15 protein-coding genes are annotated in these 13,754 nt (G+C 59.3%); 4 read left to right on the top strand and 11 right to left on the bottom strand.

Translation table 11 applies throughout. The annotated features are described in order from the left end of the window. Nucleotides 1-168: 168 nt before the first annotated feature. Both ACO06F_RS08520 and ACO06F_RS08525 read left to right on the top strand, forming a co-directional pair. A complete protein-coding gene (locus tag ACO06F_RS08520; RefSeq protein WP_421696262.1) occupies nt 169-900 on the top strand; it encodes a hypothetical protein in 732 nt (243 codons plus the stop codon). A 93-nt stretch (nt 901-993) separates the two neighbouring features. Then, on the top strand, nt 994-1,437 hold the full coding sequence (locus tag ACO06F_RS08525) for an SRPBCC family protein (protein WP_421696263.1): 444 nt from the start codon (nt 994-996) through the stop codon (nt 1,435-1,437). Between the two features lie 47 nt (nt 1,438-1,484). On the opposite strand, the gene ACO06F_RS08530 is transcribed toward ACO06F_RS08525, so the two are convergent. Genes ACO06F_RS08530 through ACO06F_RS08560 form a run of 7 tightly spaced genes read right to left on the bottom strand, consistent with a single transcriptional unit; the run spans nt 1,485 to nt 7,419 of the window. Further along, on the bottom strand, nt 1,485-2,744 hold the full coding sequence (locus tag ACO06F_RS08530; protein WP_421696264.1) for an FAD-dependent oxidoreductase: 1,260 nt from the start codon (nt 2,742-2,744) through the stop codon (nt 1,485-1,487). Then, nucleotides 2,744-3,121 (bottom strand): RidA family protein, encoded by a 378-nt coding sequence (locus ACO06F_RS08535; protein ID WP_421696265.1) that lies wholly within the window; start codon nt 3,119-3,121, stop codon nt 2,744-2,746. The genes ACO06F_RS08530 and ACO06F_RS08535 overlap by 1 nt, the downstream gene beginning before the upstream one ends. 24 nt (nt 3,122-3,145) lie before the next feature. Then, nucleotides 3,146-4,291, bottom strand: a complete 1,146-nt coding sequence (locus tag ACO06F_RS08540) for a mandelate racemase/muconate lactonizing enzyme family protein (protein WP_421696266.1) — start codon at nt 4,289-4,291, stop codon at nt 3,146-3,148. Next, on the bottom strand, nt 4,288-5,076 hold the full coding sequence (locus ACO06F_RS08545) for an amino acid ABC transporter ATP-binding protein (protein ID WP_421696267.1): 789 nt from the start codon (nt 5,074-5,076) through the stop codon (nt 4,288-4,290). The genes ACO06F_RS08540 and ACO06F_RS08545 overlap by 4 nt, the downstream gene beginning before the upstream one ends. A gap of 52 nt (nt 5,077-5,128) precedes the next feature. Continuing rightward, nucleotides 5,129-6,040 (bottom strand): substrate-binding periplasmic protein, encoded by a 912-nt coding sequence (locus ACO06F_RS08550; protein ID WP_421696268.1) that lies wholly within the window; start codon nt 6,038-6,040, stop codon nt 5,129-5,131. Between the two features lie 34 nt (nt 6,041-6,074). Continuing rightward, nucleotides 6,075-6,734 carry an amino acid ABC transporter permease gene (locus ACO06F_RS08555; RefSeq protein WP_421696269.1) on the bottom strand — a complete coding sequence of 220 codons (660 nt, stop codon included), beginning with the start codon at nt 6,732-6,734 and terminating at the stop codon, nt 6,075-6,077. 4 nt (nt 6,735-6,738) lie between these two features. Then, nucleotides 6,739-7,419: an amino acid ABC transporter permease gene (locus ACO06F_RS08560; RefSeq protein WP_421696270.1), complete on the bottom strand. Its 681-nt coding sequence runs from the start codon at nt 7,417-7,419 to the stop codon at nt 6,739-6,741. Nucleotides 7,420-7,543: 124 nt separating this feature from the next. Between ACO06F_RS08560 and ACO06F_RS08565 the strand changes: the two genes are divergently transcribed. Then, nucleotides 7,544-8,344, top strand: a complete 801-nt coding sequence (locus ACO06F_RS08565; protein ID WP_421696271.1) for a FadR/GntR family transcriptional regulator — start codon at nt 7,544-7,546, stop codon at nt 8,342-8,344. Nucleotides 8,345-8,382: 38 nt separating this feature from the next. On the opposite strand, the gene ACO06F_RS08570 is transcribed toward ACO06F_RS08565, so the two are convergent. The 4 genes from ACO06F_RS08570 to ACO06F_RS08585 all read right to left on the bottom strand — a co-directional run bounded on the left by ACO06F_RS08570 (nt 8,383) and on the right by ACO06F_RS08585 (nt 12,287). Next, nucleotides 8,383-9,906, bottom strand: a complete 1,524-nt coding sequence (locus ACO06F_RS08570; protein ID WP_421696272.1) for an alpha/beta hydrolase — start codon at nt 9,904-9,906, stop codon at nt 8,383-8,385. After that, entirely contained in the window at nt 9,897-11,360 is a 1,464-nt protein-coding gene (gene ubiG / locus ACO06F_RS08575) for a bifunctional 2-polyprenyl-6-hydroxyphenol methylase/3-demethylubiquinol 3-O-methyltransferase UbiG (protein ID WP_421696273.1), read from the bottom strand. The genes ACO06F_RS08570 and ubiG overlap by 10 nt, the downstream gene beginning before the upstream one ends. Before the next feature lie 175 nt (nt 11,361-11,535). After that, the gene (locus tag ACO06F_RS08580; protein WP_421696274.1) at nt 11,536-11,955 is read right to left on the bottom strand and encodes a GFA family protein; all 420 of its coding nucleotides are present in this window, start codon (nt 11,953-11,955) and stop codon (nt 11,536-11,538) included. 11 nt (nt 11,956-11,966) lie between these two features. Further along, nucleotides 11,967-12,287 (bottom strand): hypothetical protein, encoded by a 321-nt coding sequence (locus ACO06F_RS08585; RefSeq protein WP_421696275.1) that lies wholly within the window; start codon nt 12,285-12,287, stop codon nt 11,967-11,969. A gap of 122 nt (nt 12,288-12,409) precedes the next feature. Here ACO06F_RS08585 and ACO06F_RS08590 point away from each other — a divergent pair, with 122 nt between their 5' ends. Beyond that, the gene (locus tag ACO06F_RS08590; RefSeq protein ID WP_421696276.1) at nt 12,410-13,693 is read left to right on the top strand and encodes a PucR family transcriptional regulator; all 1,284 of its coding nucleotides are present in this window, start codon (nt 12,410-12,412) and stop codon (nt 13,691-13,693) included. Nucleotides 13,694-13,754: the final 61 nt, after the last annotated feature.

Genomic DNA, 13,754 nt, shown 5'->3' on the forward strand with positions numbered 1-13,754 from the left:
CGTGTCAGAAAAGTTGCATGCCGTCAATCTTGCAAGAATTCTTGTTCGCATCGAACTGCCCCTCAAAAACAGCATCGGCCGTGGCAAATGCCACTGAACGATGCGGCTCGGTTTTCTAGGGTCCGTCAGCGTCCGCGCCGATCGCGGATCCAGACAGAGGAGATGCTGATGACGTCCCTTCCCCATGAGATCGAACCCGTCAGACGTTCGTCCGGCCTCTTCATACGCCTCACCCAACGCCTTCGGGGTCCCGGCGGCCTCTATAATCTTGGCAACTGCATTGGCTTTTCCGGTGGGCTTTGCGCGGCAATCTTGGGAGTTTCCGACGAGCGGCGTGGGTTTGCGTCTGCCCTCGCAGCGGCGGCGGAGTTCCTCTACGGCAGCCCCGCAGCCATCGCGCTCACACTTGCAACAGCCGTCTTCTTCTGGAGCGGAGAAGTATATCACCGTGCATGGGCCCGCGGATTTCCACCAGACCCGCATCAGCTGCGCTCGGGCGATTTCTCTTCCGCAGCGGGCGCCGTTCTGTTGGCGTTGGCATTCTTCGCACTTGGAAACGTCGTTCTGGCACTGACCGCGGGCGTACTTCATGCCGCGGGAAAGCTGGGAAGTGCGCTGGTAGATCGTACCGCAAACCAAATACCTGACCGCTGGCTCATGAACAGCACGTTTGCGCGTGAGGTTGTGCTCCTCAGCCGGCTTCCGGCCATGGCTATGGGCCTCATGGGCCTTTTATCTGCTGCCCCCCCTGGCGCAGGCCTCGAATCCCAAATCGTATCGGGCGTGCTGCTTCTGTGCTGCATCGTGTGGGCCGCAGCAGACATGCTGCTTCTGCCAGCCAGCAGCATATTGTCCCCACGCCGGTATTTTCCCGGTCGTGAGCATCTACCCCCCGCTTGAAGGTCGCGTAGTGGTGCCAGAGCGGCGCGGCGCCCAAGTTTGATCCGAATCGCTAAGTATATATGTTCATCTTGCGCCGTGGGAGTTTTAGAAGTGCCGAGCACAATTCATCTCTATCGTGTCCTGCCGGTGAAGCCTGACAAGCTATTCCGCGCCTTCACGGACGCTGATGCACTGGCGGCATGGCTTCCGCCCTATGGCTTCACTGCTCATGTCGAACATATGGACGCCCGCGAAGGAGGCACTTTCCGGATGTCGTTCACCAATTTCACGACCGGTCATTCGCACAGTTTCGGCGGTGAGTTTCTCGAGTTCGTGCCTGCTAAACGTCTTCGTTATACCGACCGGTTCGATGATCCCGGTCTACCCGGAGAGATGATCGTGACAGTCGACCTGAACGAAGCAGGTCCTGGAACAGAATTGCGCGTTGAACAATCGGGAATACCAGACGTCATTCCCGTCGCAATGTGTCATCTCGGGTGGCAGGACTCGCTCGACAAGCTGTCGCGCCTCGTCACACCGGACATCACGCAGTGATTTTGGCGAGCAACAACGACAGTCAATAGTGGCAGGTCCTTCCGTCTTCACCAGTAGCTACGGTTAAGTGCAAAGGGCGAGCCGCCGTTCGCTTCCCGCCCCATGATGATGCGGGAGATCAGGTCAGCTGAACCGCAGCTCAGGGTCCAGCCGAGCGCCCCGTGGCCGCTGTTCACGAATAGGCCCTCAATGGGAGTCCGGTCGATGATGGGAAGGCCATCGGGCGTCATGGGACGGAGTCCTGCCCAGGGCGAAATGTCCGCTGGTATATTCATATTTGGGAAGAGGTTCGCAAGCGCCCGCGTGAGATTGCCGATCCTGATGTCCCGGACAGAAGTGTCATGGCCCGAAAACTCCACCGTGCCGGCAACACGCAGCCTATCTCCAAGAGGCGTGACGCCCAGATGCGCGTGATCATCGACAATGGGGCGGGCTGGAAGTAAGCCGATGTCTTCCCGGCGCAGTGTGATCGAATATCCCTTCACCGGGCAGATCGGCGCGGTAATGCCGTGCTGTGCGAGGAGCCTCGGCGTGGCAGCGCCCGCACAGAGGACAACCCTCTCGGCAGGAATGAGGCTTCTTTCGGTTTTGACCCCGGCCACACGGCCGTTTTCCACATGGAGACCCGTAACCTTCACGCCATAGTCGAAGGCTACACTCAGCTGGCGTGCCGCCTTCTCGACCGCATGGGTAAACAGCCGGGCATCGCCCCAGGCATCGCCCGGCAGAAGCAACCCCTTGCGAATCGAACCGGCAATAGGTCCGAGCAAAGGTTCGAGCGCCAGAACGGCACTTCGATCGAGTTCATCGCAAGCGATGCCCATGCTTCTCAGGAAGGCGGCGTAGAGACTGCCGTTCTGGGCGCCCGCATCATCCCGGTAGATCTGCAGGAGCCCGCCGCGATAGAGTTCGTAGGAAACACTCTGCTGCGCCAGAAGTCCGGTGAGCTCTTCGAGGCTGTGATGGGCGAAGTTACTGAGAAGGCGTGCGGACTGACGATATTTCGCCGGCCGGCAATTCAGTGCGAAGCGCAGGCCCCAGCCGCCAAGCTTCAGAATGTCGCCGGGCCGGAGCAGCATGGGCGCGTCTTCCCGGCCCATATATTTGAGCAGCAATCGCAGAGCACCCGGCGATGACCAGGGAAACGCGGTGCTGGGTGTGACGAGGCCGCCGTTGGCAAAGCTCGTCTCCACCGCAGCCTCGCTGGCAGCATCCAGCACGGTCGTCGCGAGACCCTCCCGCGCCAGATAATAGGCTGTCGCCGTTCCCACGACGCCAGCCCCGATGACAAGCGTGTCTGCCACCATTACCCGCCAATGTGGGCGTAGGCGACGATCTCGATTCGGGCGCCTTCCACCATGAGATCGGCCACCACCGTTGCACGGTTGGGATAAGGCTTGTTGAAGAAGGTCTTGTAGACCTCATTCATACCGGCAAAGTCCGACTTGTGGGGAAGATAGACAAGCACCTGCGTGACATCATCCATCGTGCCGCCCGCCGCTTCGACCGTGCGCCGCAGATTGTCGAGGGTAACCTGCGCCTGCGCGGCGATGCCGCCTGTTTCGATGGAGCCGTCTTCCCGGATCGGGATCTGGGCGGTGTACAGGATATTGCCTCCCTTGGTCGCCCATTCGACGGGAGCCGTATCGCTCACGTTGAGATGTGTCTTCACGAGTTGCCGCATGGCATTTTCCTTCCTTGTTGAAACTTAAATTCCGGCCCAGGGCATGAACTGCCCATCGCGGAGATAGGCGCGGTGATAGAAATCGAGCTTTTCAAGATCGACGCTAACTCCAAGTCCTGGATCCTCCCGCGCCTCCCAGTGGGGAGAATGGGCGATAGGAAGAGGCTCACGCAGAATGCAATCCGCCATGACGCTGGCCGTCTGCTGATGGCCACCCACACCATTGGCGATGGTCAGCAGCGCATGCTGATGCGCGGCGGCGGCAATTCCGAATTCGCCATGGCTATGCTTGCACACGCTGATGCCCGTGCTGGAGGCGGTGCGGGCGAGATTGAGGAAGGTGCGGAGCGACCCCACCCAGTAACTCGAAAAACACAGCACATCAGCGGCGCGATGATGGATCATTTCCATCACGTTCGATTCTCCATCAAGCCCCTCATTGGCGCAGAGAGGCACGTCGATCCTGCGGCGGAACTCCGCCATGAGACGAATGGGATGGGCGCGGACCGGGGCTTCAACGAAGTCAACGTCATACGCTGCGTTCCATTTGCGCATGAGGCTGATGGCGTGAGGCTCGCTCCAGGCCTCATTGGCATCGATGCGGAGCTTCGCATCGGGACCTATGGCGTTGCGCACCGTACGCAGCATGCGTTCATCCTCCGCGTCGGAGAGGCCGACCTTCAGATAATAGTGCTGATAGCCGCCCCGAACGGCTTCATCACATTGCGCTGCGAGCGCCTCATCCGAGCCGCGCGCGAGATAACAGAAATAGCTGACGGGCCCCTCTGCACCGCGGCCCCCGAGAAAGCGCCAGAGGGGCAGGCCACAGGCCTGAGATGCGATGTCCAGCATCGCCATATCAAAACCTGCATAGGCGAAATTGCCGGTGTGAAGGCGATAGTCCCAGAGGCCCAGCTTGAACACGTCGCGCCGGATCAGCTCGCTATCCCGTGGGTCCCGCCCGATGATCAGGGGAAGCATCGCTCTGGCCGCGCCCTCGATCGAGACAGTGTCCGCCCCGGCACAGCATTCACCCCAGCCAACCAAGCCCTCATCCGTCGTCATGCGGAGGATAACATCGCTGACGCCTCGACGGGCTACCCGCGAGCTGACTTCAGTATGGCGGTAGGGAATGGAAAGTGGAAAGAACTCCACACTGGCGATCTTCACGCGGTATTCCCTTCGGTCTTGTCATCACTCGACAGGGAGCGGAGGAATTGCCGGACCCTCTCCGTGGGATGGTTGATAATGACGTCACGCGGGGTTCCGTCGGCAGCAATTCGTCCATGATCCATGAAGATCACCCGGTCTGCCACTTCGGCTGCGAAGCGGATTTCATGGGTCACGATCAACATCGTCATCCCTTCAGCTGCGAGGCTACGCATGACGGCCAGCACCTCGCCCACCAATTCGGGGTCGAGGGCGGAGGTCGGCTCATCGAAGAGAATGAGTTTGGGCTGCATGGCCAGTACCCGGGCGATGGCGACGCGCTGCTGCTGACCGCCGGACAGGGCTTCTGGCATGGTATCCGCCTTGGCTTCGAGGCCTACTCGGGCCAGCATCTTTCGGGCCAGCGCTTCCGCTTCCACGCGGGACGCTTTGCGCACCAGGCGCGGCGCAAGCGCCACGTTCTCGAGCGCCGTGAGATGGGAGAAGAGATTGAAACGCTGGAACACGAAGCCGATGTCGGCGCGGCGCTTGGCTAGGGCGCGGTCGCTTTCATAGCGGTCCTGTCCGCCAACGTTCTTGATGCCGAAGGCCTGGCCGTCGATTTCGATGGCCCCACCCGTAGGACGCTCCAGAAAATTGATACAGCGGAGCAAGGTGGTCTTGCCCGATCCGCTTGGACCGATGATGGCGACCTTCTGGCCGCGCTCCACCTCAAAGCTGACTCCGGCCAAGACCGTCAAGGGGCCAAAGCTCTTTTCGAGGTTGGTGATACGCAGAATCGGCATGCTGCTGGCCTTGTGGTTGCGGGTGCGCGCGAGGCGCACCCGCGGGAGGGTGTCAGGAGAAGCAGGAATCGGCGGCGGTGGGCGCCTTCCAATCCTTCGGACGGTCGATACCGGCGCGATAGTTGTCCGCCGGCGGGTCAAACCAGGCCTTTGAGGCCAGACCATAGGCCGCCATCGACTTCACGTTGTCGCAGTTGGCCCAGATCTTTCCGATCTCCGCATTGATCGCGTCGGCCAGGCCTTTGCGCTCCATTGGGGTGGCGAAGATCGAATAGTACTTCTTGGACATGATCGGATATTTGTCGGGCATGGGCTCAACCGCCACCTGGTGGATACCCCAATCGGGATGCTGCTTGATGGCATATTCGACCAGGGCAGGATCCAAAATGCCGATGTCGAGACGGCCCGCCACGATGTCGCGCATCACGGCGTCCTGCGTGTCATAGAGCTTCACCTCGCCGATGCCTTCGACTGTCTTGAGCTCAGGAACAAGGGTAAAGCCCGACACCGTGCCGACCGTACGGCCCTTCATGTCGGCAAAGCTGTTCCAGTTGGTATCGGTCTTCTGGATCAGCAGAGTTCCGAAGTAATAGATGGGGTCGGACAGCAACATGACCTTGGCGCGGTCTTCCGTCCAGCCTACGGACCCGATCAGCACATCAACCTGGCCCTGCTTGGTGGCCTGGATGAGCGCATTCCACTCCATAGACTTTGTTGCGACCTCAAGTCCGAGGCTTTTGGCGATCTGAACGGCAAGATCGCCGTCCGTTCCGATCAATTGTCCGTCCTTCACGCTGGTCATGGGCATGTCACCCAACATTCCGACCGTGAGCTTGCCAGGAACGAGTGTCTCGACACCTGCGGCCCTGACGCTGCGAGGTACAAGAGTTGCACCCGCGATAGCCGCCGCTCCCAACAGGGCATCACGGCGTGTGAGTGATGTCGTCTGTTTCTTCCAGTTCATTGTTTCCTCCATGTTGTTGCAGGCACGTTCACGACTAGGCTCTTGCCATCCGCCGTTCGGCGCGTTGCAACGCCACCGAAAGCGGGTAACTCATCACGAAGTAGATAAGCGCCACGAAAATGTAGATCGGCATGGGCATGAAGCTCGCGGAAGAGAGATCCTTGGCTCTGAGCATGAGTTCCGGCGCCGCGATAATCGATGCGATGGAGGTGTCCTTGAGAAGTCCGACAAGGTAGTTGCCGGTGGGCGGCAAACTGACGTTGAAGGCCTGGGGAACACTCACGTGAAGCAGTCTCTGCAGAGGCGTAAGGCCTAGGGCCAATGCCGCTTCCCGCTCACCCCGGTCGATGGCGCCCAATCCCGCACGGTAGATCTCAGCGAGTTGCACGCCGCCCTGCAGGCCGAATCCGATGACTGCGCAGGCCACCGAACTCCACCGAAGGCTGGGTAGAATGGCAGGCAAACCAAAATACAGCAGGAAGAGGAGAACGAGGATCGGCAGGCCACGAACGATTTCAATGAAGGATGCAGCAAAATAGCGGATTCCCCGCACCTCGCTCACCCGCAAGGCACAGATGGGAACTCCCAGGATAGCCGCCACCACGAAGGACAAGAACGTGAGCTTGAGAGTCTCGAGTGCAGCGAATGCAAGTTCAGGAGACCACTCCGCGATATAACCCCAGGCCTCATCCATGCTCTCAGACCCTCGCCATTCGTGGGCCATGCATGTGTCTGTGCAGGTAGTTCGCCAGGATGCCGAGAGGCACAGACACTGAGAGATAGATCAACGCGACCAGCATATATATCTGCATCGAGAAATAAGTTTCAGCGATGAGCATCCGCGCACGGAACATGATTTCCGGAGCCGCAACGACGGATGCAAGCGAAGTATCCTTCAGAAGCTGGACGCTATAGCTGCAAAAGGGCGGAAGCATGAGCTTGAACGCCTGCGGGACTAGTATATGCGAGAAGGTCTGGACCGGCGTCAGTCCCAGAGACAGGGCGGCTTGCCGCTGTCCATCGGGAATTGCCGTGAGGCCGGCGCGGAAAATCTCAGCAACATAAGCAGCGCCGTTCATGCCGAGACCCAGCACGGCAGCGGCGAAACCTGGCACGTCGATTCCATATTGCGACAGACCGAAGTAGATGATGAAAAGCTGGGTAAGCGCCGGCGTGCCACGGATGATCTCAATATACCAACTGGCACAGCGCGACACCCAGCGGTTCTTAGACATTTTTCCAATGGCGAGCATCAATCCGCCCAGCATCGCAATGACGAAGCTGCAGGCAGCCACGGAAATCGAGATGACGAACCCCCCGAGCAGAACCGGCAGAAAGCGCGGAAGCTCCCGCCACAGAATGTCCCAGAAGCCGTCCATGTCCCCCTCAAGACCGTGACGCTTGAAGTCGGTTATAAGATTATAATATGAGTAGACTGTCAAGACCGATGGGCTGGAATGGTGACTCGAGGGGGACTAGAAGCGCTCAACAGGAATTTCGAAAATGACCGAACGAAAGAATCGGCCTTCCCTGTTCAGCTATGTGCTGGACCTGCTGGGACGGGACATCGTGCAGGGTAAGTTTCTCGCAACAGGCGGCAGCCTGCCGCGCGAACAGGACTTGTGCGACTATTTGGGGGCCAGCCGCACCGTGGTGCGCGAAGTGACACGCGTGCTGGCGGAGAAGGGCATGCTTCGCGCCACGCCGAAGATCGGTATTCGGGTCACGCCCGAGACCGAATGGAATGTCATGGACATCGATGTTCTGAAGTGGATCTGGCAATATGGCCGGCGCGAGAACTTCGTTCGCGACTTCCTGGAGTTCAGGCTGATCTTCGAACCGATGGCCTCGTTTCAGGCGGCAGTCCGCGCAACCCAGGCGCAGCGCCAGGAGATACTGGATCTCTACGGCAAGCTCCTGCGTTCCAACGAGACGCTGCTTGCGGGAGGCGACCATGCTTATTCAATCTCCTGCGACATTGCCTTTCACAGCGCCATCTATAAAGCGTCGGGCAACCGCATGCTGAGCTATCTGGGGAGCATGATTTCGGAAATGATGGCACGCCAGGTACGGGAGACCACCTCCGCGCCAGGGCAATTCGGATTGGGTCTTCCTCTCCATGAAAAGGTCGCCCAAGCCATCGCCGCAGGTGACGCATCCGTCGCCCATCACTACTCTCAAATGCTTGTTCGAATGCCTTATGAAGACTACCTGACTTCGACGGCAAGCAATGCGCCGCAGTTGGGGATCTTTTCCGTCCGCACTCCTGAAATGCCGCTGCTGACCCTCAACGAAGGTCGCTGAGAAGGGCAGATCACTCTGGATGCCGATGATTGCCGCTTCTAGCCCGACACGAGCGGAAAGGTAACGCCAATGGCCCATGCGAAGGCCAGGGCAGAGGCGGCGCCAGCCACCAGGGGCTGGCCGGTTCTTGCGTAAATCCATCTGCTGAACAAGCCATACACGATGAGGAACGGCACCATCACCGGCACGATGATGACCAGAAAGAACAAACGATCAGGATCGAGAGACACCGCAATCGCCAGCGACAGGAGAAAGGCGAGCTTGGTCACGATGTAAGCGCCGCGCGCAGCGCCGCTGCCGCGCGACAGCCATTCGTCCGAGAGAAAGTACAGCAGCGTACCCAGTAGCAGAACGGCTACAAGCATTGGCCTGCTGCCCACAGGAACGAAGGACGCCACGTAGGTGTCCAGTGGCCAGACAAGTCCTGCAAAGCCATAGGCAATCACGGCAAGAAGCGCAGCCATGAATCGGGACCATGAGCTGAATCGCAGCTTCTCCATCATACTTCCCCGAGCTTGCCATAACAGCCAGGCGAAGCTGATAAAGCCATACAGGAAAAAATGAATGGCAAGATAATCTCCCACGAGCAAGGGCAAGAAATGCGTAGGCAGGACACGAAGAATGAGCGGCGTTACAATCAACGGCAAAACCACCCCTGGCCAAATGCTTGGCCACGAGAGGCCGGCGCCGGCCGAAATCGAACTGACGCGCGGCAAGAGCGCGGAAAGCGGCCAGCCCAGCATCACGACGCCGGCCAACAATGCAATGATCCAGGGGCCGCGCCAGTGTAGCTTGGCCGGAACAGGGCGTCCAACACCGAAACTCTGGTCCAGCCAGTCAAGCGATTCGCGCATCGTGACCTGATTGAAGAGAACGCTGACATGATCAGCATAGGGGCTGAAGGCCGCCCGGCGCGCCGTACCGGAGCCGAAATCCCCGTAAGTGATACCTGGGACCGGCAGTTGCGGCGCGGACACGAGCCCCACATCGCGCAGAGCCTCACGCTTCAACGTTCCTTCCCAGGCGCCCGCGATCACCAGCAGGTTGCGTGGTAGTACCGCTGTGACGGCGGGTGAAAACATCGAAACTGCGATGGTGGCTGCAACAGACGGATCACTGTTGGCAAAGCGTACGATGATGTCGGAGGCCATGGAGTGGCCCAGTACGGCAATGCGCCCATCACCAAGAGCGCGGGCGTTCGCAGCGACGGCCGATACATCTTCAAGAAGCCTGCGGGTCGCACCTTCGATGAGGTTGACGTCGCCGCTCATCGGCTGGGTATTGCGGCCATGGCCCGCGAAATCAAAAGTAATGGCAATGTAGCCATTGCGTGCGAAGGCAAGGGCAAAGGACGTCATCAGCTGCTGCGATCCGGCAAAGCCATGCGCAATGACCACGGCGGGCGCCGGACCGCCATTAGCGGGCCGGTAGGTGGTGGCAGGAATGCCCTCGATAGTCACCGTGGAAATTATTACCCCGTGTTCCGCCTGCTTCAACTGCCACACTGCCAACGCGATGAGCGCGGCTGACAAGATGCCGACGGCTAGCTTGATCAGATGCAACTCACATTCTCCCTGAGACTGGCTGCAACGCTATGAGGTTTGCGCGCGATCCCCATGAATATGATCGTTGTCATTGGTATCGGGCCGAAGGTCAAATCGAAGCGCCTGGTCAGGCCTCGGGGACCAAGACCGACGGTCGATCCCGGCTCCAGCCCTGCCTTATGAAGGGCAATGCGCAACTCTTCCGGCTTGATAAACATTGATGGGTCGTGGGTTCCAGCAGGCAACAATCGCAATATATCCTCAGCGAGGGTGATCATGACAAGCTTCGCCAGCGTGTTGCGGTTGATGGTGTCGAACAGGAAAAGACCGCCGGGGCGCAGTACACGTGTGACCTGCGCCAGAACCTCGTTAAGATCCGAAACGTGCTCGAGCACATCAACACAAACGACGACATCGAAACTGAAGTCGGCGTAAGGGAGTGCCTCGCCTGCCCCAACATCATATCGGATGTCGAGGCTCGACTCTTGGAGGTGACTGCGGGCGGCTTCGATTGCGCCTGCTGCGGGATCGATTCCGGTAACATTGGCGCCTCGGCGTGCCATGGCCTCTGCCATAAATCCACCCGCGCAACCGAGATCAAGAACATCTTTGCCCGGCCATTCGATGTGCCGGTCGAACCACGTCAACCTTCCCGGAACGAGATTCTTCAGCGTGCGCACCCAGCGCACGTCATCAGACCACCATTGATCAGCCACAGCGTTGTAGATCGAGAGATCATTGCGCATCGTGAGGGTCTTTGGCGCGCGTGAGCTGGGAAGCATATAAGGGACTGAATTGCGGTAATGCTTGAAGCGATCGCCATAACGAAAAGCAAATCTGCGTTCTTTCAGGCGGGGGGCCAGCACACAATAGGCTGTGTAACTGATGGCCAGGACCAGCTGATCCGGCGTCCATACCGGCACTGTCCACAGTGTAAGCGCAAAGGCAACATATATCGGCTGGCGGATATGCCGGAACAATCCCAGTGTTGGCATGTCAGGATACTGCGGCTTGATACGGGCCAGAAGCGACAACCAGCCCAGTGCGCCCAATTGCAGCTCCGTCCCGGCATCGAAAATTGCCTTCATGAGCAAAACCCAGCTCGCCGCATACGCTCCGGTCAACATCCAAAGGGCGATCCCCTCAGCGCGCCACCAGACGATTCCAGACGGAGTCCAGAATATGAACAGGACGAGGAGCTGCAAGGAGGCGATGGTGGCATATGTTGTCGTCGCCAAGGTCACGCCATGAAGGCCGGGAATGAGGTGGGATAGCAGCCGTCCACCTCGAGGTGTCAACAACGCCGAATGGGCGAGAGGGAACTGGAGAAGCAAGGCTGCATTGGCAAGTCCCGCCCAGGGCCACGGAACCTCACCGCGGCATTTGCTCAGTCCAGAATACATTGCCACGATCATGGCGAGGACGCCCGCAATGAACAGCGCGTGGCTAACGGCGCCAAGGGAAACCGCCAAAAAGATCCGCGCGGGGCCGGGTGGGGGCCGCCGCGCAGCGTTTAGGAGTGCTATCAGTCTGGCGGCTCTCTGGTCTCTGTCTGACATTCAACAATCTCAGGCCGAGGAGTATCAGCCTTGCACTTCGGGCTCATGCACCGTTCGGCAACGACACCTCTTGGCAATCCATAGCAGTTTATCCTCGGTCACGTTGTGGCGAAGTTTCGGCGACTGGCAGGCTGGGGTCGAGATGGTCCCAGCTCACATGCCTTTTGTGATAGACCGCAATCGAGGGTGAAATCGCTTGGGGATCGTCCATCGAGCCAGCCGTGATCGCCAGCATTCCAGGTATTCCACTCGACTTGAAGCTGATCCTGCCCCCGCATTCCGGGCAGAACCCACGCGTCGCCGTCGCGCCTGAATCGGCAATGGATGAATAGCTCTTCAAGGTTCCGGTAACATGCACAGCGGCCTCAGGAAATGCGCCAGCTGTGATATGTCCCGAACCCGACGATTTCTTGCAATCAAGGCATTCGCAATGCAGCGCTACCATTGGCTCCGCATCGATTTCGTAACGTACGGCACCACACTGGCAGCTTCCGGTGATCTTTCCCATGATCTGCGTCCTCACATGTCAATGCAGGCGGCGATTTCAATCGATCCGCCGTTTTTCAGGATCGGGCAGCCGCTGGCCTTCTTGTGGGCATCTTCAAGGCTTGAGGCCTCGATCAGGCTATAGCCGCTCGCCGGATTGGCGCCTCCACCGCTCACCAGCGCGCCATCTGGCTTCACCGTACTGGATTTTCCCACCGGATTGCCCCCGTCGATCACCGCTGATCCCAAAGACCCGAACCATTCACCCCAGGCATCATGAATGGCCTTGATTAGGACCGGATCCGTTGGAACGGGTCCTGTGGTTCCGTGATAGACGAAAAGGTACTTGGTCATGACTCTCTCCATAGCTTTTGCCGTTGATCCGGCTGGCATTGTCTATTATCAACAAAACAGCATGTCCGTTATGGTGGGTTCTGTGTTTTTCATGCGTAAAAAAATGTGAAACATTCACAATAATGCTCACTCAGTCCCATCTTAACCCATTGCGCCGGAGCCTTGCCGACCTCTCGGCTCTCGGGGTCATTCCGCATGTTCATGGCGCCCTGGCGCTACGGACCGACGCTGCCGCGCAGGCACTGCGCGATGCCGTGCTGGCAGAAGTTCCTGCCTTCGCCACCTCTGCCAACCCCCAGGTTCTCCCTGGACTGTCGAGCCATTGGAGAGAGCATGTTGACGAGATCTGCCGTCTTATGGAGGAAGGAACCCTTGGGGAATTCGGCTTCGTGCGCAGCCATGCCAGGCTGAGGGCGGAGCAGCGCTTTCCTCTGGAAGTGTCGCTCCATGCCTACCGTTGCGGTCACCGCGTGCTGTCCCATTGGCTGCGCGGCGCAGTAACAGCCACTCTCACCGCGAGGGTCGAGCAGGCGGTGGCGGCGGTTGCCGATTTCGCCATCGAGTACACCAACGCCGTCAGCGTCGTTGCCGCGGCCGAATATGTCGATCGCACGCGTGCATTGGCTGAGGCCGAAGGCAACCAACGCACTGAGCTCCTCAGCATCCTGCTCTCTGGCTATGATGAGGCCGACGGCAGGATAGCGCGGCTCCTGAAGCGCGCAGGCTACCTCGAACAGCGCCAGGCCTATTGCGTGGTGCTGGTGCAACCTGTGAATGCCACCGAGATGGAGCATTCCGAACGTGCTCAGCGCATCATCGCTTCGCTTGGCGATTGCCTCGCTGGAACCTCGATCCGCCTGCTTGCCGGCGTCCGGAACAATCTAGTGACGGCCATCCTGTCGGACCGGCGGCGGCAATCTGGATGGACCGCGCCGAGCAGCACTCTCGCCCAGCGCGCATATGGTCAATTGCAGGTGCTAGGACCAGCGGTGCTCACTGGCATAAGCGCCGATCATCCGTCCACGGCTTTTCTTCCCAAGGCTCAGAACGAGGCGGCAATCGCGCTCGATTTCGCAAGCGTCGCCACACGCGTGCAGCAGTTCAGTATGCTGCCTGTGCGCGGTCTCCTGGTACGCCGCGGCGCCGACGACATTCGCTCCACTCCACCGCAATGGCTCGTTACTCTCATTGAAGCCGATGAGCACTCGCGCGGCTCCCTCATCTCGACGTTGCACGCACTTGCAGATGCTGACATGAACGTTCAAAAGGCCGCCCGCCGCATGGGCAAGCACGCCAATACACTCTATGCGCGGCTCGAGCGCATCCGGGAGATCACCGGACGCGATGGTCAACGCTATCACGACCTCACCGAACTACTTCTTGCTGCGGATTGTACGGCGGGTTGAAGAACTCAGCATAACCAAGACCGGCTCCGGGGCCAGGGGGGTAGTCTTTGATTCAGTGTCT

The organism is Aestuariivirga sp. (assembly GCF_965227715.1).
Classification (GTDB): Bacteria; Pseudomonadota; Alphaproteobacteria; order Rhizobiales; family Aestuariivirgaceae; genus Aestuariivirga.

Bases quoted from the DNA above. Each gene is read 5' to 3' on its own strand.
- ACO06F_RS08520 (WP_421696262.1), top strand. From the start codon at position 169: ATGACGTCCCTTCCCCATGAGATCGAACCCGTCAGACGTTCGTCCGGC.
- ACO06F_RS08535 (WP_421696265.1), bottom strand. From the start codon at position 3,121: ATGCGGCAACTCGTGAAGACACATCTCAACGTGAGCGATACGGCTCCC.
- ACO06F_RS08530 (WP_421696264.1), bottom strand. From the start codon at position 2,744: ATGGTGGCAGACACGCTTGTCATCGGGGCTGGCGTCGTGGGAACGGCG.
- ACO06F_RS08585 (WP_421696275.1), bottom strand. From the start codon at position 12,287: ATGACCAAGTACCTTTTCGTCTATCACGGAACCACAGGACCCGTTCCA.
- ACO06F_RS08560 (WP_421696270.1), bottom strand. From the start codon at position 7,419: ATGGACGGCTTCTGGGACATTCTGTGGCGGGAGCTTCCGCGCTTTCTG.
- ACO06F_RS08565 (WP_421696271.1), top strand. From the start codon at position 7,544: ATGACCGAACGAAAGAATCGGCCTTCCCTGTTCAGCTATGTGCTGGAC.
- ACO06F_RS08550 (WP_421696268.1), bottom strand. From the start codon at position 6,040: ATGAACTGGAAGAAACAGACGACATCACTCACACGCCGTGATGCCCTG.
- ACO06F_RS08555 (WP_421696269.1), bottom strand. From the start codon at position 6,734: ATGGATGAGGCCTGGGGTTATATCGCGGAGTGGTCTCCTGAACTTGCA.
- ACO06F_RS08545 (WP_421696267.1), bottom strand. From the start codon at position 5,076: ATGCCGATTCTGCGTATCACCAACCTCGAAAAGAGCTTTGGCCCCTTG.
- ACO06F_RS08580 (WP_421696274.1), bottom strand. From the start codon at position 11,955: ATGGGAAAGATCACCGGAAGCTGCCAGTGTGGTGCCGTACGTTACGAA.
- ACO06F_RS08590 (WP_421696276.1), top strand. From the start codon at position 12,410: ATGCTCACTCAGTCCCATCTTAACCCATTGCGCCGGAGCCTTGCCGAC.